The organism is Geodermatophilus sp. SYSU D01045 (assembly GCF_054050295.1).
On record NZ_JBJGZB010000001.1, the window covers coordinates 62,103 to 82,911 of the forward strand.

Annotated in this window: 23 protein-coding genes; 6 read left to right on the forward strand and 17 right to left on the reverse strand. The window is 75.2% G+C overall.

The genetic code is table 11. The annotated features are described in order from the left end of the window. Positions 1-4 precede the first annotated feature (4 nt). Complete coding sequence (locus ACI798_RS00370; RefSeq protein WP_456942310.1) at positions 5-595, reverse strand: QsdR family transcriptional regulator; 591 nt, start codon at positions 593-595, stop codon at positions 5-7. A 184-nt stretch (positions 596-779) separates the two neighbouring features. Between ACI798_RS00370 and gndA the strand changes: the two genes are divergently transcribed. Then, positions 780-2,243 (forward strand): NADP-dependent phosphogluconate dehydrogenase, encoded by a 1,464-nt coding sequence (gene gndA / locus ACI798_RS00375; RefSeq protein WP_456942309.1) that lies wholly within the window; start codon positions 780-782, stop codon positions 2,241-2,243. Positions 2,244-2,259: 16 nt separating this feature from the next. On the opposite strand, the gene ACI798_RS00380 is transcribed toward gndA, so the two are convergent. From ACI798_RS00380 to ACI798_RS00415, 8 genes are all read right to left on the reverse strand, one after another. Further along, positions 2,260-3,453 (reverse strand): low temperature requirement protein A, encoded by a 1,194-nt coding sequence (locus ACI798_RS00380; protein WP_457046890.1) that lies wholly within the window; start codon positions 3,451-3,453, stop codon positions 2,260-2,262. Positions 3,454-3,601: 148 nt separating this feature from the next. Continuing rightward, entirely contained in the window at positions 3,602-4,081 is a 480-nt protein-coding gene (locus tag ACI798_RS00385) for a DUF4262 domain-containing protein (protein ID WP_456942307.1), read from the reverse strand. A gap of 114 nt (positions 4,082-4,195) precedes the next feature. Next, entirely contained in the window at positions 4,196-5,149 is a 954-nt protein-coding gene (locus ACI798_RS00390; protein ID WP_456942306.1) for a DNA polymerase domain-containing protein, read from the reverse strand. 39 nt (positions 5,150-5,188) lie between these two features. After that, positions 5,189-5,926 carry an MBL fold metallo-hydrolase gene (locus ACI798_RS00395; RefSeq protein WP_456942305.1) on the reverse strand — a complete coding sequence of 246 codons (738 nt, stop codon included), beginning with the start codon at positions 5,924-5,926 and terminating at the stop codon, positions 5,189-5,191. A gap of 54 nt (positions 5,927-5,980) precedes the next feature. Next, positions 5,981-6,625 (reverse strand): HAD-IA family hydrolase, encoded by a 645-nt coding sequence (locus ACI798_RS00400; RefSeq protein ID WP_456942304.1) that lies wholly within the window; start codon positions 6,623-6,625, stop codon positions 5,981-5,983. 65 nt (positions 6,626-6,690) lie between these two features. Further along, positions 6,691-7,641: a PLP-dependent cysteine synthase family protein gene (locus tag ACI798_RS00405; RefSeq protein ID WP_456942303.1), complete on the reverse strand. Its 951-nt coding sequence runs from the start codon at positions 7,639-7,641 to the stop codon at positions 6,691-6,693. A 55-nt stretch (positions 7,642-7,696) separates the two neighbouring features. Further along, positions 7,697-7,975, reverse strand: coding sequence for a ubiquitin-like small modifier protein 1 (locus ACI798_RS00410; RefSeq protein WP_387985774.1), 279 nt, complete (start codon positions 7,973-7,975; stop codon positions 7,697-7,699). Positions 7,976-8,094: 119 nt separating this feature from the next. Beyond that, a complete protein-coding gene (locus ACI798_RS00415) occupies positions 8,095-8,568 on the reverse strand; it encodes a Mov34/MPN/PAD-1 family protein (RefSeq protein WP_456942302.1) in 474 nt (157 codons plus the stop codon). 107 nt (positions 8,569-8,675) lie between these two features. Between ACI798_RS00415 and ACI798_RS00420 the strand changes: the two genes are divergently transcribed. Then, positions 8,676-9,032, forward strand: coding sequence for a hypothetical protein (locus ACI798_RS00420; RefSeq protein WP_456942301.1), 357 nt, complete (start codon positions 8,676-8,678; stop codon positions 9,030-9,032). Here the strand turns inward: ACI798_RS00420 and ACI798_RS00425 are convergent. Together ACI798_RS00425 and clpS are read right to left on the reverse strand one after the other, a co-directional pair. Next, positions 8,971-9,468: a DUF2017 family protein gene (locus tag ACI798_RS00425; protein ID WP_456942300.1), complete on the reverse strand. Its 498-nt coding sequence runs from the start codon at positions 9,466-9,468 to the stop codon at positions 8,971-8,973. The two genes, ACI798_RS00420 and ACI798_RS00425, sit on opposite strands and share 62 nt — an antisense overlap. Further along, positions 9,465-9,761 carry an ATP-dependent Clp protease adapter ClpS gene (gene clpS, locus ACI798_RS00430; protein WP_456926023.1) on the reverse strand — a complete coding sequence of 99 codons (297 nt, stop codon included), beginning with the start codon at positions 9,759-9,761 and terminating at the stop codon, positions 9,465-9,467. The genes ACI798_RS00425 and clpS overlap by 4 nt, the downstream gene beginning before the upstream one ends. 72 nt (positions 9,762-9,833) lie before the next feature. Between clpS and ACI798_RS00435 the strand changes: the two genes are divergently transcribed. Next, a complete protein-coding gene (locus ACI798_RS00435; RefSeq protein WP_456942299.1) occupies positions 9,834-11,117 on the forward strand; it encodes a nicotinate phosphoribosyltransferase in 1,284 nt (427 codons plus the stop codon). A gap of 14 nt (positions 11,118-11,131) precedes the next feature. Further along, the gene (locus tag ACI798_RS00440) at positions 11,132-11,698 is read left to right on the forward strand and encodes an isochorismatase family protein (RefSeq protein WP_456942298.1); all 567 of its coding nucleotides are present in this window, start codon (positions 11,132-11,134) and stop codon (positions 11,696-11,698) included. Between the two features lie 151 nt (positions 11,699-11,849). On the opposite strand, the gene serB is transcribed toward ACI798_RS00440, so the two are convergent. Continuing rightward, positions 11,850-13,118: a phosphoserine phosphatase SerB gene (gene serB, locus ACI798_RS00445; RefSeq protein WP_456942297.1), complete on the reverse strand. Its 1,269-nt coding sequence runs from the start codon at positions 13,116-13,118 to the stop codon at positions 11,850-11,852. A 127-nt stretch (positions 13,119-13,245) separates the two neighbouring features. Then, positions 13,246-15,003: an aa3-type cytochrome oxidase subunit I gene (gene ctaD, locus ACI798_RS00450; protein WP_456942296.1), complete on the reverse strand. Its 1,758-nt coding sequence runs from the start codon at positions 15,001-15,003 to the stop codon at positions 13,246-13,248. Between the two features lie 204 nt (positions 15,004-15,207). Between ctaD and ACI798_RS00455 the strand changes: the two genes are divergently transcribed. Continuing rightward, positions 15,208-15,486: a GlsB/YeaQ/YmgE family stress response membrane protein gene (locus ACI798_RS00455; RefSeq protein WP_456942295.1), complete on the forward strand. Its 279-nt coding sequence runs from the start codon at positions 15,208-15,210 to the stop codon at positions 15,484-15,486. A gap of 74 nt (positions 15,487-15,560) precedes the next feature. On the opposite strand, the gene ACI798_RS00460 is transcribed toward ACI798_RS00455, so the two are convergent. Continuing rightward, positions 15,561-16,412, reverse strand: coding sequence for a putative RNA methyltransferase (locus tag ACI798_RS00460; RefSeq protein WP_456942325.1), 852 nt, complete (start codon positions 16,410-16,412; stop codon positions 15,561-15,563). Between the two features lie 136 nt (positions 16,413-16,548). Further along, on the reverse strand, positions 16,549-17,052 hold the full coding sequence (locus ACI798_RS00465; RefSeq protein ID WP_456942294.1) for a metallophosphoesterase family protein: 504 nt from the start codon (positions 17,050-17,052) through the stop codon (positions 16,549-16,551). 76 nt (positions 17,053-17,128) lie between these two features. Between ACI798_RS00465 and ACI798_RS00470 the strand changes: the two genes are divergently transcribed. Next, the gene (locus ACI798_RS00470; protein ID WP_456942293.1) at positions 17,129-18,721 is read left to right on the forward strand and encodes an MFS transporter; all 1,593 of its coding nucleotides are present in this window, start codon (positions 17,129-17,131) and stop codon (positions 18,719-18,721) included. Between the two features lie 58 nt (positions 18,722-18,779). On the opposite strand, the gene ACI798_RS00475 is transcribed toward ACI798_RS00470, so the two are convergent. Both ACI798_RS00475 and ACI798_RS00480 read right to left on the reverse strand, forming a co-directional pair. Then, positions 18,780-19,742 (reverse strand): cytochrome c oxidase assembly protein, encoded by a 963-nt coding sequence (locus ACI798_RS00475; RefSeq protein WP_456942292.1) that lies wholly within the window; start codon positions 19,740-19,742, stop codon positions 18,780-18,782. Positions 19,743-19,811: 69 nt separating this feature from the next. Next, positions 19,812-20,729 carry a cation diffusion facilitator family transporter gene (locus ACI798_RS00480; protein WP_456942291.1) on the reverse strand — a complete coding sequence of 306 codons (918 nt, stop codon included), beginning with the start codon at positions 20,727-20,729 and terminating at the stop codon, positions 19,812-19,814. Positions 20,730-20,809 lie beyond the last annotated feature (80 nt).

Genomic DNA, 20,809 nt, shown 5'->3' on the forward strand with positions numbered 1-20,809 from the left:
GCGCTCAGTCCCCGCGGACCCCGAGCACGCCGGTCACCAGCGCGTCGACGACCGTCGTCGCGGCCTTGAGGTCGGGCTCGCGGGCGACCATGACGTCGGAGTAGAGGAACGACTCGCCCAGCCGGACGACGGCGTAGGCGAGCACCGGCAGCGGCACCTCCGGCGTCAGCCCGCGCTCCTCGACGTCGCGCTCGAACAGCGCGGTGTAGGCCTCGACCAGCCGCGGCTGCACCCGGCCCCGCGGGTCGGTGAGGATGCGCATCGCGGTGGTCGGCTCGTCGTCGAGGAAGCGGTGCAGCGGCGCCGCCGTGCCCAGCGCGTGCCGGTAGTCCTCGACGACGGCCAGGCTGCGCAGCCGGCCGGCGGGCTCGGCGCCCTGGGGCCGGGCGTCGTACGCGTCGGCGGCCTGCTGCAGCTGCCGCTCGGCGAGGTACCAGAGGGTCTCGCCCAGGATGGCGTCGCGGTTGCCGACCCGGCGGAACAGCGTCACCCGGGAGATGCCGAGGTCGGCGGCCAGCGTGGTGGTGTCGATCCGCTCGCCGCGCAGGAAGGTCCGCGCCGCCCGGCGGACGACCTCTTCACGCGGCGCGATCACGGACGCAGCGTAGGCGCGGGCGTCCGGCGTCGACACGGCCGCGGCACCGGCCTCACCCGCACGCGGGAGGGCGGCCACCGTGCGTGCCCGTGGCCGCCCCCGTCGTCAGGACGCCGGGTCCGGCCGTGACGACCGGGTCCGCCGGGGTGCCGCTCCGGGCGCCGGTGGACGAGCATCGGCGGGCATGAGCGACGCGGACGCGACCCCTCCCCCCGACGGCGACGTCGGCGTCACCGGGCTGGCCACGATGGGCGCCAACCTGGCCCGCAACCTCGCCCGCCACGGCTGCCGGGTGGTGCTCCACAACCGGACGCAGGCGCGCACCGAGGCGCTGGTGGCCGCGCACGGGGACGAGGGCGCGTTCGTGCCGACCGGCTCGGTCGAGGAGTTCGTCGCCGCGCTGGCCCGGCCGCGCAAGGTCGTCGTCATGGTGCAGGCCGGGGCGTCGACCGAGGCGGTGGTCGAGGAGGTCGCGCGCCTGCTGGAGCCGGGCGACGTCCTGGTCGACGGCGGCAACGCCCGCTACACCGACACCATCCGCCGGACGCAGGCGCTGGCCCGGCGCGGCGTGCACTTCGTCGGCTGCGGGATCAGCGGCGGCGAGGAGGGCGCCCTGCTCGGGCCGAGCATCATGCCCGGCGGGTCGGCCGAGGCCTACGCGATCGTGGGGCCGCTGCTGGAGTCGATCGCGGCGGTGGTCGACGGGACGCCGTGCTGCACCCACGTGGGCACCGACGGCGCCGGCCACTTCGTGAAGATGGTGCACAACGGCATCGAGTACGCCGACATGCAGCTCATCGCCGAGGCGTACGACCTGCTGCGCACCCGGCTGGGCCTGTCCCCCGCCGAGATCGGCGAGGTGTTCTCCGGGTGGAACGCCGGGGACCTGGAGTCCTACCTCGTCGAGATCACCGCCGAGGTGCTGCGCCACGTCGACGCCGCGACCGGCCGGCCCTTCGTCGACCTCGTCCTCGACCAGGCCGAGCAGAAGGGCACCGGGCGCTGGACGGTGCAGTCGGCGCTCGACCTCGGGGTGCCGGTCAGCGGGATCGCCGAGGCGGTGTTCGCCCGCTCGCTGTCCGGGCACACCGCGCAGCGCGCCGCCGCCCGGGCGGTGCTGCCCGGCCCGTCGGCGGCGCCGGAGCCCGTGGCCGACCGGGACGCGTTCGTCGAGGCGGTCCGGCAGGCGCTGTACGCCTCGAAGGTGGTCGCCTACGCGCAGGGGTTCGACCAGATCGCCGCCGGCGCCCGCGAGCACGGGTGGGACGTCGACCCCGGCGCGCTGGCGACCATCTGGCGCGGCGGCTGCATCATCCGCGCCCGCTTCCTCGACCGGATCCGGCAGGCCTACGCCGACGAACCGGACCTGACGACCCTGCTCACGCACGGCTACTTCCGCGACGCCGTCGCGGACTGCCTCGAGGGCTGGCGGACGGTCGTCGTCGAGGCCGCCCGGGCCGGGATCCCGGCGCCCGGCTTCTCCACCGCGCTGGCCTACTACGACGGGCTGCGCGCCGAGCGGCTGCCCGCCGCGCTGGTCCAGGGCCTGCGCGACCTGTTCGGCGCGCACACCTACCGGCGGACCGACCGGGAGGGCGTCTTCCACACGGTCTGGGCCGAGGACCGCCGGGAGGTGCGGACGGGCTGAGGCCGGCGGGCGGCGGTCACCCGTGCTCGGCGGCCGCCTCCGCCCGCACCCGCGCCCGCGCGTCGGCGTAGCGGACCACCTCGAAGGTCAGCATCGCCACCAGGACCGCGGCGAGCACCGCGAGCTGCGTCAGCGCCGGCAGGGGCGTCACGGCCAGGGGCGCGAGCAGCAGCACCACCGCGACGACGGCGCGCGGCCGGTTGACCGACCCGACGTTGCGCAGCCGGAAGGCCAGGTGCGCCAGCAGGTACACCGCGACGCCGGCGTAGAGCGACCACAGGGCGGTCCCCTTGAGCGGGTCGGTCAGGTCGTGGTGCTCGACGTCGCCGACGTACTCGGCGACCTTCTTCAGCCCGAGGGCGAGGAAGATGATCCCGGCGATCATCGGGAAGTGCAGGTAGGTGTAGGAGTCACGGGCCAGCCGGACCCGGTCCACCCCCTGCTTGCCGGCCAGCACCCGCTCCGCCACGGGCGCGACCACGTCGAAGTAGGACCACCACAGGCACACGGTGACCGTGAGCCCGAGGAGCGCGACGGCGGCGATCGGCAGGGTCAGCGGCAGGTCGACGACCCCCACGCCGACCGCGATGATCGACTCGCCGAGGGCGATGATCACGATCAGGCCGTGCCGCTCGGCGAAGTGCCGCGGCGCCGGCAACCGCCAGTCGGCGCCGGAGAGGTAGATGCCGGTGTAGTCGACCAGCAGCGCCAGGACCCACAGCAGCGTCTGGGCGGTCCCGCCGACCAGGGCCCCGGCCACCAGGAGCCCGGCGGCCAGGACGACCGGGACGGCGGCCCGCAGCAGCTGCCGGCGCAACCCGGCGTCCTCCCCCGCCGCGATGGAGTAGACCGCGAGGTGACCCAGGCGCACGACGACGAGGCACGCGGCCAGCACCAGCGGGGCGCTGAACCCGTCGCCCTCGTCGCGCCAGGCCTCCGGGATCGCCAGCGCGACGAGGAACAGCGCGCCCATCACCGTGATCAGCGCCCCGCGGACGACCCCCTCGTCGGCCCGGGCCTGGTTGCCCAGCCACGCGTAGCTGCACCAGGCCCACCACAGCAGCGCGAGGACGAGCAGGCCGCGCACCGCGCTGCGCCAGCCGATGTCCTCGGCCATGAACGCGGTGACCTGCGTGATCGCGAAGACGAAGACCAGGTCGAAGAAGAGCTCCAGCGTGGTGACCGTGTGGTGCTCCGTCGTCGGCAGCACGCGGGCGCGGGCACGCACCCCGGACGGTCGATCGGCTCGCGCGGTCACGTGCACCTCCCGCCCGCCGGGCGCGCCCCGGCCTGCCGCGACGCGGGCCATCCTGGTCCCTCCCGGCGCCCGGGACGAGGGGCGTTCTCCCGGAGCGGACTCAGGCCGTCCACGTGCCCGGCCGGGGCTGCCCGTACCGGCCGCCGTCCCAGCCCGGGTCCCACGGGAAGCACCCGGCGGGCGAGGCCCAGGTGAGGACGTGCGCCGGCACCGAGTACTCGGCCGGCCGCCGGTACCAGCGGTTGGCGCCGAGCAGGACCTCGCCCGGGTTGGGGCACTCCTCCACGACCAGCTCCTCCCGGCCGGCCTCGAGCAGCTCACCGGGCACCAGCGAGCGGCCGGCCACGACCTCGCCGGCCACAGCGTCGAGCAGCGCGTGCGTGGCGGAGGTCCCGCGCCCGACGAGCACCAGCTCGGGGTGCCCGAGGCCGAACAGGCCGATGGTGTAGCCGAACGCCGGCTCGTCGGGACGGTCCCCCGGCCCCACGTACTGCACGGCGAAGCGGGCGCGGCGGATGACGGCGGCGAGGTGGGCGTCCTCCTGGTCGAGCCAGGCGGTGGTCTGCGGGTCGTGCGTCATGCCCGGGAGCGTGCGGGTCGGCACCGACAGGACGCGCCCGCGCACAGCCGGTGGTGGACGCGGGTCCCTCCTGTGGACGACGGCGGCGGGGGTGTCGGTCCCCGGGTCGCCCGCTCAGCCCTCCGCGGACCGCTTGGCCCGCGCCCGCCGCTTGCCCTCGTGCATCGCGGCCACCCGCGCCACCGGGATGGTGTGGCCCTCGGCGACCAGGTCGGCCGGCAGCTCCCGCGGCCCGGGCAGCAGCTCGGCCCACGGGTCGCCGTCCCCCAGCCGGTCCAGGGCGGTCGTCACGGTCACGTCGCCCGGCCGGACCGAGGGCAGGTCCTCCCACGCGACCGGCGCCGACACCGGCAGGCCGGGCCGGATCCGGGGGCTGTAGGCGGCCACGACGGTCGAGGACCCCGACCGGGTGGAGTCGAGGAAGACCCGGCCGTGCCGGTCCTCCTTGATGTAGGCGGTCGTGGCCAGGTCCGGGTGGAGCGCGGCGGCGCGGGCGGCGAGCGCGCGGGTCGCGGCCGCGGCGTCCTCGGGCCCGGCCCCGCGCACCGGGACGACCACGTGCACGCCCTTGGACCCGCTGGTCTTCACCGCCCCGGCCAGCCCGGCGTCGGCGAGCGCCCGCCGCACCAGCTCCGCGGCCTGCACGACCACCGCGAAGTCGGCGCCCTCCGGCGGGTCGAGGTCGAGCACGATGCCGGTCGGCTCGGTCTCCGCGCCCGCGCGGAAGAACGGGACGTGGAACTCCACGGCGCGCTGGTTGGCCAGCCACAGCAGGGTGCGCCGGTCGTCGCAGAGCACCTGGTGCACCTCGCGGTGGGCGCCGAACGACCACACCGGCACGGTGCGCACCCAGTCCGGCGCGCCCTTGGCGACGTTGCGCTGCATGAACGGCTCCTGGCCCGGCCGCACCCGCTTGACCGACAGCGGCCGGCCCGCCAGCTGCGGCACCAGCCGGTCCGCGAACGCGTCGAGGTGGTCGACCAGGTCGCCCTTGGTGACCTCCAGTCCGTCGCCCAGCGGCGCGTCGAGGCTGGTCAGCCGGACGCCGTCCCGTTCGTCGTCGACCACCGGCCCACCGTGCCCGCCCCGCCCGGGGACGGCAAGCGCCTAGACCTCGTGGACGGCTCCCGGGAGGGCCAGCTCCGCGCCGGGGAACGCCGTCCGCGCCGCGGCCAGCTGCGCGGCGGGGTCCACCCACGCCGGCACGTGGGTGACCAGCAGCCGGCGCACCCCGGCCGCGGCCGCGGCCTCCCCCGCCTGCCGGCCGGTGAGGTGCAGGTCCGGCGGCAGCCCGTCCCGCTCGGGGTGGGCGGCCTCGGCCAGCAGGAGGTCGGCGCCGTGCGCCAGGTCGACGACGGCCCGCGACGGCCCTGTGTCGCCGGTGTAGACCAGGGAGCTGCCGTGCGCGGCCAGCCGGACGGCGTGGCACTCGACCGGGTGCGCGGTGCGCGCGGTCTGCACGGTGAACGGGCCCAGGACGGCCGACACCGGGGTGACCGCGAAGTCGAAGACGTCGGTCAGCGGCGCGCCCCCGTCGTCGTAGACCAGGGCCAGCCGCCGCTCGGCGCCCGCGGGGGCGATCAGCGGGATGCGGCGCCCCGAGGAGCGGCCGGAGTAGCGGTGCCACACCACCAGCGGCGCGACGTCGAGGCAGTGGTCGGCGTGCAGGTGGGAGAGGTAGACGGCGTCGATCGAGTCGGGGTCGGCCAGCGCCTGCAGCGCGCCGAACGCGCCGCTGCCGAGGTCGAGCAGCACCCGGAAGCCGTCGTGCTCGACGAGGTAGCAGGAGGCCGCCGACGTCGGGCCGGGTCCGCTGCCCGAGCAGCCCACGACCGTGAGCCTCATGCCGCACTCCCCGGCCGGTCGCACGTCCATCCGCTTCCCATGGCGGGCGCCAGGCTAGCCGCCGGTCGCCAGCAGGGCGGCGGCCGGGACGGACAGGACGCCGCCGGTCCAGGACAGGCCGCGGAGGTCACGGACGACGACGTCGGCCCCGGCGCCGAGGGCCCGCTCCCCCACGCCGACGACCCGCGCGCCGGCCGCCCGGCCGGCGGCGATGCCCGCGGGGCTGTCCTCGACGACCACGGTGTCCTCCGGCGGCACGCCGAGCAGGCGGGCGCCGAGGCGGTAGCCCTCGGGGTCGGGCTTGCCGGTGCGCACGTCCCGGGCGGTGACCAGGGCGCCGGGCAGCGGCAGCCCCGCGGCGGTCAGCCGGGCGGCGGCCAGGTCGGGGGTGCCGGAGGTGACCACCGCCCAGACGCCGGCGGGCAGCCCGGCCAGGAGGTCGGCCGCCCCGGGGACGGCGGCCACGGTGGTGGCGTCCTCGAGCTCGTACCGGTCGATGAGCGCCGTCGCGGCGGCCCGCCCGGGCCCGGGCACCAGGTCGGCGACGGTGTCGGCGGACCGCCGGCCGTGCACGACGGCGAGCACGTCGGCGGGCGCCAGGCCGTGCTCGGCGGCCCAGCGCGACCAGGAGGAGGTGACGGCGGCGTCGGAGTCGACCAGGACGCCGTCGTTGTCGAACAGCAGGCCCCTCGCGACCAACCGTCGGCCACCCTGCAGGGGCCCGCCGCGAGCCTGCGAGCGGTGGAGGGCAGGGTGGCCCTCCATCAGGCCCAGAGCTGGCCCTCGAGGGCCGAGGTGGCCTCCTCGAGGGTGCCCGCGTAGGCGCCGGTGGACAGGTACTTCCAGCCGCCGTCGCAGACGATGAACACGATGTCGGCCCGGCGCCCCGCGGCGACCTCGCGGTCGGCGACGCCGAGCGCGGCGTGCAGGATCGCCCCGGTCGAGATGCCGGCGAAGATGCCCTCGCGCTCGACCAGCTGCCGGGTGCGGTGGACGGCGTCCTCCGGACCCACGGAGAACCGGGAGTCCAGCAGCGAGGAGTCGTAGAGCTCGGGGATGAACCCCTCGTCGATGTTGCGCAGGCCGTAGACCAGCTCGCCGTAGCGCGGCTCGGCGGCGATGACCTGGACGCCGGGCTTGTGCTCGCGGAAGTAGCGCGAGCAGCCCATCAGCGTGCCGGTGGTGCCCAGGCCGGCGACGAAGTGGGTGATCGACGGCAGGTCGGCGAGGATCTCCGGGGCGGTGCCGGTGTAGTGCGCGTCGGCGTTGGCCGGGTTGCCGTACTGGTAGAGCATCACCCAGTCGTCGTGCTCGGCGGCCATCTCCTTGGCCATCGCGACGGCCTGGTTGGAGCCGCCGGCCGCCGGCGAGCTGACGATCTGCGCGCCGTACATCTCCAGCAGCTGGCGCCGCTCGACGGAGGTGTTCTCCGGCATGACGCAGATGAGCTTGTAGCCGCGCTGCCGAGCCACCATCGCCAGCGAGATGCCGGTGTTGCCGCTGGTCGGCTCCAGGATGGTGGCGCCCGGCTGCAGCGTCCCGTCCTTCTCCGCCGCCTCGATCATCGAGATCGCGGCACGGTCCTTGATCGACCCGGTGGGGTTGTGGTCCTCGAGCTTGGCCCACAGCCGAACGTCCGGCGTCGGCGACAGGTTCGGCAGCCCGACCAGCGGGGTGCCGCCGAGGGAGTCGACGAGGGAGTTGAAGCGGGCCATGCGGGAGCTCTTCCGGGTGAGGGGGCGGGACGGCGGGACGGCGGGGCGGTGAGCCTCAGCAGCCGCCGGCGACCGCCGGGAGGATGGTGACCGAGTCGCCGTCCTTGACCGCGGTGTCGAGGGCACCGGTGAAGCGCACGTCCTCGTCGTTGACGTAGACGTTGACGAAGCGGTGCAGCTTGCCCTCCTCGGTCACGAGGCGGCCCTTGAGGCCGGGGTGCTTGGCGTCGAGGTCGTCGACGAGCGCGCCGAGGGTGTCCCCGCTGCCCTCGACGGTCTTGTTGCCGCCGGTGTGGGTGCGCAGGATGGTCGGGATCCGGACCTCGATGGCCATGGCGTGCGGTTCTCCTCGGGAGGGTGGGGGGACGTGCGGGAGCGCTCGGGCGAGCGCGTGTCGGTGCGGGCAACGCCCGCTCGCCGCCGGGGATTCCGCACCCGGCGGCACGGCACCGTTCAGTCGTAGACGACGGTGGTCGGCGAGTGGCCGAACAGGTAGGACTCGACGACCTCGACGTCCTCCTCGCTCACCTCGCCGTCGACGATCCGGAAGCTGCGGAACTCGACGTCGTCCCCGGCCAGGCCGGTCTCGCGGCCGGAGTGGCGGGTGGAGACGAGGACGTAGTGGGCGTTCGGCTCCGAGGCGTAGCTGACGTCGGTGCGCGAGGGGTACGCCTCGGTGGCGGTGTGCGAGTGGTAGATCACCACCGGCTCCTCGTCCCGGTCGTCCATCTCCCGGTACAGGCGCAGCAGGTCGGCCGAGTCGAACTCGTAGAACGTCGGCGACCGGGCGGCGTTGAGCATCGGGATGAACCGCTCGGGGCGGTCGCTGCCCTCGGGTCCGGCGACGACGCCACAGGCCTCGTCCGGGTGGTCCTCCCGGGCGTGGGCCACGATGGCGTCGTAGGTCGCGCGGTCGATGCGCAGCACACCGCCAGTCTAGGCGGCGCGCGGCAGCGGCACCGCGGGCACCGGAGGACGCTCGCCCGACCGGGGCAGGACACCCGGTCGTCACCGACCGGATACGGTGCGGACCCGTGGTGCTCGAGCTGATCATGGCGGCCGGTGTGGTGGTCGTCGCGCTGCCGACGCTGTGGCTCGGTGTCCGGGGGCTGACCCTGCGCAGCGGGCACTACAGCAGCGACGTCGCCGCCGACCGCCTGTCGCTCGCCCTGCTCGTCGCGCTGCGCGTGCTGGTGCTCCTGCTGGTGCTGGTCCTGTCGGCGGTCACGCTCGTCTCCACCGTCGGGGCGGCCGTCCGCGACCTGGAGCTGCCCAGCCTCGTGCTGGTCTTCTTCGTGCTGGACCTGCTGCTGGCGGTGCTGGTGCTGCTCACCTTCGGGCGTCGCGCCCGGCGGCGACCGCGTCGACGAGCGACCCCTGCAGCCCGGTGAGCCAGTAGTAGACGGCCAGCTGCTGGCCCTCCTCGCCGGCCGGGTCCTCGGGCGGCTCGGTCTCCTCGGTGATCCCGATCCGCTCGCCCAGCGCCAGCCGCAGGTCGTTGGTGGTGCGCAGCCACGCGCCGGCCTGGTCCCGGTCCAACCGCACCTCACCGCCGTCGGCGGGCAGGGTGGCCCGGACGGCGGCCAGGTCGTCGGTCTTGCCCGCGCGCAGCGCCGACTCGGTCAGCTCGCGGTAGTCGGCGGCGAGCTCCGGGTCGGTGCGGTGCCCGGCCGGCAGCAGCCGCGCGACCACCGGGTCGCCCTCGACGTCCTCGGGGTCGGCGCCCAGCAGCTGCTCGAGCTGGTCGAGCAGCAGCCCGAGGACGCCGGCCTCGGCCGGCTCGAGTCGCGCGACGACGTCGGCCCCCTTGCGGCGGAACGGCCTCATGCGTCCTGCTGGTAGGTGGCCCACAGGCCGTAGGCGTGCAGCCGGCTGGTGTCGTGCTCCATCCGCTCGCGCGGCCCGGAGCTGACCACCGCCTTGCCGTCGTTGTGCACCTGCAGCATGAGCGTGGTCGCCGTCGGCTCGTCGTAGCCGAACAGCTCCCGCAGCACGTGGGTCACGTAGGTCATGAGGTTCACCGGGTCGTTCCAGACGATGGTGACCCAGGGCCGGTCGAGGTCGGCGGTCTCCTCGACCGTGGATTCGGGCGTCCGTGTCGGCGCGAGTGGTCCGGCCACCCGACCACTCTAGGACGGTCGCTCCCCCGGTCCCCCGGGTGCGGCCACGGCGGCCGACCTAGGGTCGGGATCATGCCGACGGGTACCGCCCTGCTCACCGACCGGTACGAGCTGACCATGGTCGCCGCCGCCCTGGCCGACGGCACCGCCGACCGGGACTGCGTCTTCGAGGTCTTCGCCCGGCGCCTCCCGCACGGCCGCCGCTACGGCGTCGTCGCCGGCACCGGCCGGCTCCTGGAGCTGCTGCCCTCCTTCCGGTTCGGCGACGACGAGCTGGCCACCCTCCGCGAGCAGGGCCTGACCGACGCGCGGCTGCTGGACTGGCTGGCCGACTTCCGCTTCTCCGGCGACGTCGCCGGCTACGCCGAGGGCGAGCTGTTCTTCCCCGGCTCCCCGGTGCTCACCGTGCGCGCGCCGTTCGCCGAGGGCGTGCTGCTGGAGACCCTGGTCCTCTCGGTGCTCAACCACGACAGCGCGATCGCCTCGGCCGCGGCCCGCATGGTCGGGGCCGCCTGCGAGCGGCCGGTCATCGAGATGGGTTCGCGGCGCACCCACGAGCAGGCCGCCGTCGCCGCGGCGCGGGCGGCGTACCTGGTCGGCTTCACCGCCAGCTCCAACCTGGAGGCCGGCCGCCGGTACGGGGTGCCGACGACGGGCACCAGCGCGCACGCGTTCACCCTCCTGCACGACGACGAGGCCGCCGCCTTCCGCGCGCAGGTCGACACCCTCGGCGTCGGCACCACGCTGCTGGTGGACACCTACGACGTCGTCCAGGGCATCCGGACGGCGGTCGAGGTGGCCGGGCCGGACCTCGGCGCCATCCGGCTGGACTCCGGCGACCTGCCGACGCTGGCCACCGCCGCCCGCCGCCAGCTCGACGAGCTGGGCGCCACGAAGACGCGGATCATCGTCACGAGCGACCTCGACGAGTACGCGATCGCCGGGCTCATGGCCGCGCCGGTCGACGGCTACGGCGTCGGCACCTCGCTGGTCACCGGGTCGGGCGCGCCGACGGCCGGGATGGTCTACAAGCTGGTCCAGCGCGACGGCGTGCCGGTGGCCAAGCGCTCGGAGGGCAAGAACTCCACCGGCGGCCGCAAGACCGCCGTCCGCCGGCACGACCCCGACGGGACGGCGACCGCCGAGGTGGTCAGCAGCGGGCGGGTCGAGGCGCGTGACGGCGACCGGCAGCTGGTGGTGGAGCTGGTCCGCGGCGGCGAGGTCGTGACGCCGTCGTCGCCGGCCGACGCGCTCGAGGCGGCGGCCGCGCACCACCGCCGGGCGCGCGAGGCGCTGCCGCAGGAGGCATGGGCGCTCTCCCGCGGGGAACCCGCACTGGAGACGGTGACGGCGTGAACGGAGGTCCCGCGGTGACGCGCGCACTGCTGGTGGTGGACGTGCAGAACGACTTCTGCGAGGGGGGCAGCCTGGCGGTGGCCGGGGGTGCGGCGGTGGCGGCGGCGATCACCGAGCACGTGAGGTCCGCCGACTACGCGTACGTCGTCGCCACGCGCGACCACCACGTCGACCCGGGCGACCACTTCCACGAACAACCCGACTACCTGGAGACCTGGCCGGCGCACTGCGTCGCCGGCACCAGCGGGCTCGAGCTGCACCCGTCGCTGGACCGCGGGCCCCTCGACGCCGTCTTCGACAAGGGCCACTACGCGGCGGCCTACTCCGGCTTCGAGGGACGGTCCGACGGCGTGCCGCTGGCGGACTGGCTGCGCGAGCGGGGCGTGGACGCCGTCGACGTGGTCGGGATCGCGACCGACCACTGCGTGCGGGCCACCGCGCTCGACGCCGTCGCGGCGGGCTTCGCGACCCGCGTGCTGCTCGACCTCACTGCAGGGGTGTCCGAGGCCTCGACCGAGGCGGCGCTGGACCAGCTGCGCACCGCCGGCGTCGAGCTCGAGGGCGCGGTCACCCGCGGCTGACCCCAGCCGCCGACGAGGTGAGCCGCCCTGCGGGGCGGGCCGAGGAGTGGGGGCCGGAGGCCTCCGCGACGAGGACCGGGTGGGGCTCAGCGCAGCAGGGGGACGGCACGTGGCCGCGGTGCCGTCCGGTGGGACGGCAGATCACACCGTGTCACAGCGCGTCCATCACCTCGTCCCTCGTGAAGCCGAGGACCTGCAGGACGGCGTCCAGGTAGGGCTGGTTGAGCGCGGTGTGCGCCTGCTCGCGCACCACGGGCTTGGCGTTGAACGCGATGCCGAGCCCGGCGGCGTTGAGCATGTCGAGGTCGTTGGCGCCGTCGCCGACCGCGACCGTCTGCTCCAGCGGGATGCCGTGCTCGGCGGCGAAGCGGGCCAGCGCGCGGGCCTTGCCCGCCCGGTCGACGATCTCGCCGACCAGGCCGCCGGTCAGCTTCCCGTCGGCGACCTCGAGGGTGTTGGCCGCGGCGAAGTCGAGGCCGAGCGCGGCGGCCAGCGGGTCGGTGATCTGGCTGAAGCCGCCGCTGACGATGCCGCAGCGGAACCCGAGCCGCTGCAGCGTGCGGATGAGCGTGCGGGCACCAGGGGTGAGCTCCAGGTGCTCGCGCACCTCGTCGAGCACCTCGACCGGCAGGCCCGCCAGCGTGGCGACCCGCGCCCGCAGCGACTCGGCGAAGTCCAGCTCCCCGTTCATCGCCGCCGCGGTGATCCGGGCGACCTCGGCCGCGCGGCCGGCGCGGGCGGCCAGCTCGTCGATGACCTCGCCGCGCACGAGCGTGGAGTCGACGTCGAGGACGATCAGCCGCTTGCTGCGCCGGGCCAGCCCGACCCGCTCGACGGCGATGTCGGCGCCGGTGGCGGCGGCGACGGCGGCCAGCGCGGTGCGCAGCTCGGTGGCCCCGGCCCCGGAGACGGTGAGCTCGAGGGACGTGACCGGGTGGTCCGACAGCCGCCGGATGGCGTCGATGTTGCCGCCGACGCCGGCGATGGCGGTGGCCGCGCCGGCGACCGCGGAGGGCGGCACCGGCCGGCCGAGCAGGATCACGTGGTGCGGCCGGCCGGTGGGCGTCCTGCCGGCACCGCGGCCGGACGCGGTCTCGACGTCGACCCGGACCCCGGTGGCCCGGGCGACCTCGGTGGCCAGCCGGCCCAGGCAGGCGAGGAAGCCGGCCTCGTCCGCCTCGTCGTCGGCCGGCCGGGCGCCGATGACGACCCCGAGGACGAGCTGGCCGTGCACGACGACCTGCTCGACGTCGACGACCTCGACCGGCGGGAGCCCGTGGTCGCCGGAGGCGAGGGCCCCGAACAGCCGGGCGGTCACGCCGGGCCGGTCGGCGCCGGTGACCGTGAGGACCGCGCGCGGCCCGACGGGGGCGGCCTGCGGACGCGTGCGGGGTGCGGGGTCGAGCGGCACGGCGGCCATGGTGCCGCACTCCCCCGGGGGCTCCGGGCGGTGGTCCCGGAGACGCGGCGACGCCCCGCCGGCCGGGGCCGACGGGGCGTCGCTGGTGACGTGCGCTCGCGCGGGAGGGGGCAGTGCCCCCGGGGGATCAGAAGGGGTCGGGGTCGTTGGGACCCTGCCGCGGGCCGGTGCCCTCGGCCAGCTCGCTGACACCCGCGTAGGGCTGGTGCCGCTTGCCGACGTGCGCCTCGGCGTGCAGCCGTTCGACCAGGTGCGGGTAGTGCGCCTCGAACGCCGGGCGCTCCGACCGGATCCGCGGGATCTCGGTGAAGTTGTGCCGCGGCGGCGGCGAGGAGGTGGCCCACTCCAGCGAGTTGCCGTGGCCCCACGGGTCGTCCCGCAGCGCGAGCCGGCCGTACTTCCACGACTTCACCACGTTGTACAGCCACGGGATGGTCGAGGCGCCCAGGACGAACGACCCGATGGTGGAGATCACGTGCAGGGTCGTGAACCCGTCGGTGGGCAGGTAGTCGACGTACCGGCGCGGCATGCCCTCGGTGCCCAGCCAGTGCTGGACCAGGAACGTCGCGTGGAAGCCGATGAACACCAGCCAGAAGTGCAGCTTGCCCAGCCGCTCGTCCATCATCCGGCCCGACATCTTCGGGAACCAGAAGTAGATGCCGGCGTAGGCGGCGAACACCACGGTGCCGAACACGACGTAGTGGAAGTGCGCGACGACGAAGTAGCTGTCGTTGACGTGCCAGTCCAGCGGCGGGCTGGCCAGCAGCACACCGGTGAGCCCGCCCAGGAGGAAGGTCACCAGGAAGCCGATGGAGAACAGCATCGGCGTCTCGAACGTCAGCTGGCCGCGCCACATGGTGCCGATCCAGTTGAAGAACTTGATCCCGGTCGGCACCGCGATCAGGTAGGTGAGGAACGCGAAGAACGGCAGCAGCACCGCGCCGGTGGCGTACATGTGGTGCGCCCACACCGTGAGCGAGAGGCCGCCGATGAGCAGCGTCGCGCCGACCATGCCCTTGTAGCCGAACAGCGGCTTGCGGGCGAAGACCGGGATGATCTCGGTGATGATGCCGAAGAACGGCAGCGCGATGATGTAGACCTCGGGGTGGCCGAAGAACCAGAACAGGTGCTGCCACAGCATCGGGCCGCCGTTCTCGTCCGAGTAGACGAGGGCGCCGAGGTTGCGGTCGGCCAGCATGCCGAAGATCGCGGCGGTGAGGATCGGGAAGGCCAGGAGCACCAGCAGGCTGGTGACCAGCGTGTTCCAGGTGAAGATCGGCATCCGGAACATGGTCATGCCCGGCGCCCGCAGGCAGGCGATCGTGGCCGTGAAGTTGACCGCGCCGAGGATGGTGCCCAGACCGGAGACCGCCAGGCCCGCGAACCACAGGTTCGCGCCCACCCCCGGGGAGTGGACGGCGTCGGACAGCGGGGCGTAGGCGTACCAGCCGAAGTCGGCCGCGCCACCGGGCGTGAAGAAGCCCGAGACCGCGATGATGCTGCCGAAGAAGAACAGCCAGAACGAGAAGGCGTTCAGCCGGGGGAACGCCACGTCCGGGGAACCGATCTGCAGCGGCATGATCAGGTTCGAGAACGCGAAGAACAGCGGCGTCGCGAACATCAGCAGCATGATCGTGCCGTGCATCGTGACGAGCTGGTTGTACTGCTCGGGCGAGAGGAACTGCAGCCCGGGCTGGCCCAGCTCACCGCGGATCAGCATGGCCATGAAGCCACCCACGATGAACCAGGCGAACGAGGCGGCCATGTACATCAGGCCGATGGTCTTGTGGTCCGTGGTCCGCAGCAGGTTCGAGAGCCGCGCACCCCGCTGGACCTCGCGAGCCGGGCTGGGCCGGCTCACGATCGGTGCAGGCGCGATCGTCACGAGCGCAGCTTAGACCGAGGGCCACGGGGCCGTCGGGCCCGACCGGGGAGGCGCGCCGGTGCCGGCGGCCCCGGTGCGGGCGGCGCTCAGGTCACATCATGATCAAGACGCGTTTCCGCGCTGCTCACCAGGGGAACAGGACCGTCCGAGCCTGGAGATCCCAGCGCCTCGGCCACCCGGCCATCCCCTCAGGAGGTCTCCACCGTGGAGCTTCTCTGGAACATCATCGTGCTCATCGTCGTCGGCGCCATCGCCGGCTTCGTCGCGCGGGCCGTCGTCCCGGGCAAGCAGTCCATGAGCGTCGGGATGACGATCGTCCTGGGCATCATCGGGTCCTTCGTGGGCAACCTGCTCGGGAGCCTGATCAGCGGCAACGGCTTCGAGCTCGGCGCCGCCGGCATCATCGGCTCGATCATCGGCGCGATCATCGTGCTGCTGGTCTACGTCTTCGCCACCCGCGGACGCACCCGCACCCGGATCTGACCGGCGCAGGGCTCCCGGCACCTCGGGGGACGACGAGAGCCCTGCGGTCCCGTCACCCAGGAGGGGCCCGGCCGTCACGGCCGGGCCCCTCCTGCGTCCGCGGGCAGCGCCCAGGTGGTGACGTCGACGGCGAGGGTGACCCGCACCCGCGGCGGCAGCGCGGCGACCGCGGCGGCCAGCCGCTCCGGCGTCAGGTGCCGGGCGTGCGGCCCCATCCCCACGACCGTGGTGACGGTGCGGGGGTCGAGCTCCAGCTCCTCCCGGTGCCGCACGCGCCCGGCCGGCACCAGGTGCGGCTCCAGGGCCGCGGACAGCCGGGCCTCCTTCTCCGGGTCCACCCGGAGCAGCCCCAGCGGACCGACCAGCTCGGCGAGGTGCTCGGGCGCCGGGGTGGCGACCACCAGCCGGCCGCCGGGGCGCAGCACCCGCGCGGTCTCCGGGCCGTTGCGCGGGGCGAACACCACCATCACCCGGTCGACGGCGGCGTCGCGGACCGGCAGCCGGGCCCAGGTGTCGGCGACGACGGCGAGCGCCCGCGGCGAGGCGCCGGCCGCGCGGCGGGCCGCGTACCGCGACGAGTCGAGCACCACGCCGACGGCGCCGGGCAGCGCGTCCAGCACGCCCGCCAGGTGGTGCCCGGTGCCCCCGCCGAGGTCGAGGACGGCGTCCACCGGGCCCTCCCCCGCGGCGACCGCGCCGGCCAGGACCCGGGTGAGCCCGGCGTAGGCGCCGGCGGACAGCACCTCGGCGCGGTCGGCCACCATCGCCGCGGTGTCCCCGGTCGGCGGCGTGTGGCCCGGCGGCAGCAGCGTCACGTGCCCCTGCCGGGCGCGGTCGAAGGCGTGGCCGGCCGGGCAGCGCAGGCCCGCGTCGCCGGGGAGCGCGGCCAGCCCCGCGCCGCACACGGGACAGGCCAGCACGGCCACCGCCCCCGGCGGCCAGGGGCGCCACCGGCTCACGACGCACCCGCCGGGACCGGCGGCGCCGGCTCGGCCGCCCGGGCGGGCACGACGGCGAGGTGGCGCCGGCGGGCGGCGGGAGGGGACACCGGGGCGAGGGCCGTCACCGGGCGACCGGGTGGAAGACCACCTCGGTGAGCACCCCGCCGCCGGCGACCGCGGTGACGAAGGTGCCGTGCGGCTGCCGGCGCCGGTCGGTGGGCGAGCCGGGGTTGACCAGCCGCAGCCCGGTGTCCGCGGTGGTGTCCCACGGGATGTGGCTGTGGCCGAAGAACAGGACGTCGGTGTCGGGGAAGCGCGCGGCGCAGCGCCGCTCGCGGCCCCGGGCGTCGCCGGTCTCGTGGACGACGGCGACCCGCAGCCCGCCCACCTCGGCGCGCGCCACCTCCGGCAGCCGCTCGCGCAGGGGCCCGTGGTCGTTGTTGCCGTACACCGCGAGCAGGGCCCGGGCGCGGGACTCCAGGACGTCGAGCAGGGTGACGTCGACCCAGTCGCCGGCGTGCACGACGAGGTCCGCGGCGTCGATCGCGGCCCAGAGGGATCGGGGCAGGTCACGGGCGCGCTTCGGCAGGTGTGTGTCGGCGGTCACCACCAGCGAGACGGGCACGAGCCCATGGTCGCAGGGGGCTAGGTTGCTCCCTCGGCCGACGACCTCGGCCTCGCGTCACGACCCTGAGGACCCCATGACCCACCCGTCGTCCACCCCTGCCGCCGGGCCGGACACCCCGGCCGCGGAGCCCTACGAGAAGCGCTGGCTCGCCCTCGGCGTCATCGCGATGACCGTCCTGCTGGTCATCCTCGACGCCACGATCGTCAACATCGCGCTGCCGGCGGTGTCCGCCGACCTCGGCATCTCGGCCGCGACCCAGCAGTGGATCGTCACCGCCTACACCCTCACCTTCGGCGGCTTCCTGCTGCTCGGCGGGCGCATCGCCGACTTCTGGGGCCGCAAGCGCACCTACCTGGTCGGCGCGGCCGGCTTCGCCGTCGCCTCCGCGCTCGGCGGCATCGCGCAGAACGAGGCGATGCTCTTCGGCGCCCGCGCGCTGCAGGGGGTCTTCGGCGCGCTGCTGGCGCCGGCGTCGCTCGCGCTGCTGACCGTGCTGTTCACCGACCCGAAGGAGCGGGCCAAGGCGTTCGGCGTCTACGGCGCGATCGCCGGCGGCGGGTCGGCGGTCGGCCTGCTGCTCGGCGGCGTGCTCACCGAGTACGCCGACTGGCGCTGGTGCTTCTGGGTGAACCTGCCCGTCGCGCTGCTCGCCGTCGTGCTGGCCGTCCCGATCGTCCCGGAGAGCCGGGCGCCCGGGGACACCAAGTACGACATCCCGGGCGCCGTGCTGGTCACCCTCGGCCTGGCCTCGATCGTCTACGGCTTCACGCGGGTCGCCGAGGCCGCGCAGACCAACGCCGCCGAGGCCGCGGCCGCCAACGCCCGGGCCGCCGCGCAGGGCAGCACCACCCTGGTGTCGCCCGAGAGCGGGTGGGCCGACGGCCCGGCGTGGCTGTTCATCGTCGCGGGCCTGGTCCTGGTGGCGCTGTTCGTGCTGCTGGAGCTGCGTACCCGCAACCCGCTGCTGCCCATGCGGATCGTGCTCGACCGCAACCGCGGCGGCGCCTACCTCACCTCGACGCTGGTCGGCGCCGGGCTCATCGGGGCGTTCTTCTTCCTGAGCCTGTACTTCCAGCAGGTGCTCGGCTACGAGCCGGTGGTCGCGGGCGTCGCCTCGCTGCCGACGACGCTGGGCGTGTTCCTCTCGGCCGGCGCGGCCAGCGCGCTGGTGCCGCGGGTCGGCCCGAAGCCGCTCATGGTGCTCGGCGGCCTGCTCGCCGCGGGCGGGCTGTTCACGCTGTCGTTCGTCGGGCTGGACACGGGCTTCTGGGCGCTGCCCTTCCCCGGCCAGCTGCTGCTCGGCCTGGGCCTGGGCTTCACCTTCGTGCCGCTGTCCAACCTGGCGCTGGTCGGCGCCGGCGAGCACGACGCGGGCGCCGCGAGCGCGATGCTCAACGCCACCCAGCAGGTCGGCGCCTCGATCGGCACCGCCGTCCTGGCGTCGCTGTCGGTGGGTGCGATCAGCGCCTACACCGCGGACGCGCTGACCGCGGGGGCGGACCCGCGGGACCCGGCGGTCGGCCTCCAGGGCCAGGTCGAGGGCTACACCACCGCCTTCACCTGGGCGGCCGCGCTGCTCGTCGTCGGCGCGCTGGTGGCCGCGGTGCTCATCAGGGCCACCCGGGAGGACCTGCCGGCCGGCGACGTCGCCGTCCACGTCGGCTGACCGCTCCTGCGCAGCGCACCGCCCGCGTCCCCGCCCGGGGACGCGGGCGGTGCCGCGTTCAGGAGCCGGAGCGGGTGGCGAGCTGCTTCAGGCGCGCGTTGTACGCCTCGAGCTCGGCGTCGTCGGTGCGCCGGGCGACGCGGTCCATCCGGCGCCCGCGGCGCTCCTCGGAGCCCATCCAGCTGAACAGGACGACGACGAGGACGAGCACCGTCGGCAGCTCGCCGAAGGACCACGCGATGCTGCCCGCGGCGTTCTGGTCGGCGAGCGGGTCGACGCCCCAGCCGGCGGGCGGGTCGGCGAAGGTCCGCACCACCAGCGACGTCGACATCATGATGGCGACGCCGAAGAACGCGTGCAGCGGCATGGGGATCAGCAGCTCGAGCATCCGGCCGGCGTGACCCACCTGCCGGGGCCACGGGTCCTGGGCGAGGATCGGCCCGAAGAACAGCAGCCCGGTGACGGTGAAGTGGGCGAGCATGAACTGGTGCCCGACCGGGTCGCCCATCAGCGCGTCGAAGACGGGCGTGAAGTAGACGCCGTAGAGGCTGACCAGGAACAGCGGCAGCGTGAACAGCGGGTGTGACAGGAAGCGCGCGACCCGGCTGTGCAGGGCGTCGAGCAGCAGCGCCCGCGGGACGCCGGCCACTCCCCTCCCCCGCGGCAGCGAGCGCAGCGCCAGCGTCACCGGCCGGCCGAGCAGCAGGAGCAGCGGCGCGACCATCGACAGCACCATGTGCTGGGCCATGTGCACGCTGAACAGCACCATGCTGTAGCCGTTCAGCCAGGTCCCGGTGACGGCGAACAGCGACAGGCAGCCGGCCACCCAGGACGCCGCGCGCCACCACGGCCAGGCCACGCCCGAGCGGCGCAGCCGGACCAGGCCGACCAGGTAGGCCAGCACGCCGAGCAGGGCGAGGACGGGCAGCACCGACCACGCGTCCAGGTGGGGCAGGAAGACCCGCCCCCACGTGGGTGGCTCGCCGGGCACCCACATGCCCGAGTGGTGCCCGTGCTCCACCTGTACCTCCGGTCCGTCGGTCGCGCGCTCCCCACTGTCCCACCGGCGGCCGCGCCCGGGGTCGCGGCCTCAGTCGTGGACCGGCGCCTCGTGGCCGGCGTGCGCCTCGGCCTCGATCTGGAAGGTGCAGTGCGGGACGTCGAAGTGGTCTCCGAGGCAGGCGCACAGCGCGTCGAGGACCCGGCCGCCGTGCCCGGCGGCCAGCGCCTCGTCGGTGACGACGACGTGCGCGGACAGCACCGGCAGGCCCGAGGTGATCGTCCAGGCGTGCAGGTCGTGGACGCCGATGACGCCGGGCACCCCGAGGACGTGCGCGCGGACCTGGTCGAGGTCGACGTCGCGCGGCGCGGCCTCCAGCAGCACGTCGAGGGACTCGCGCAGCAGCGCCCACGCCCGCGGCAGCACCAGGCAGCCGATGAGCAGCGCGGCGATCGTGTCGGCCGGCGTCCACCCGGTGAGCGCGACGACGCCGGCCGCGACGAGGACGGCCACCGAGCCCAGCGCGTCGCCGAGCACCTCCAGGTGCGCACCGCGGACGGCGAGCGACCCCCGCCGGCCGCGGTGCAACAGCGTCAGCCCGGCGAGGTTGGCGGCCAGGCCCCCGGCGGCGACGGCGAGGACGACGCCGGAGGTGATCTCGGGCGGGTCGCCGATCCGCCGCACCGCCTCGACGAGGACGAACACCGCGACGCCGGCCAGCAGCAGCCCGTTGGCCACCGCGGCGAGGATCTCCACCCGCTGCCAGCCGAAGGTGCGCCGCCCGCGGGCCGGGCGCTGCGCCAGCGTCACCGCCCCGAGGGCGAGGCCCACGCCGAGCGCGTCGGTGGCCATGTGCCCGGCGTCGGCGAGCAGGGCGAGCGAGCCGGAGACGACCGCGCCGACGAGCTCGGCGACGAGGACGGCGAGGGTGAGCCCGAGGACGACCGCCAGCCGCCCCCGCGAGGCCGCCGCCGCGGTGGCGTGCGCGTGCCCGTGCCCGGCTCCCATCGGCCCACCTCCCCCTCCAGTGTCCTCCGACGCACACGCGCCCCCTGCCCGGAGCTGCCGGGAGGGGGGCGCGTGTCCCG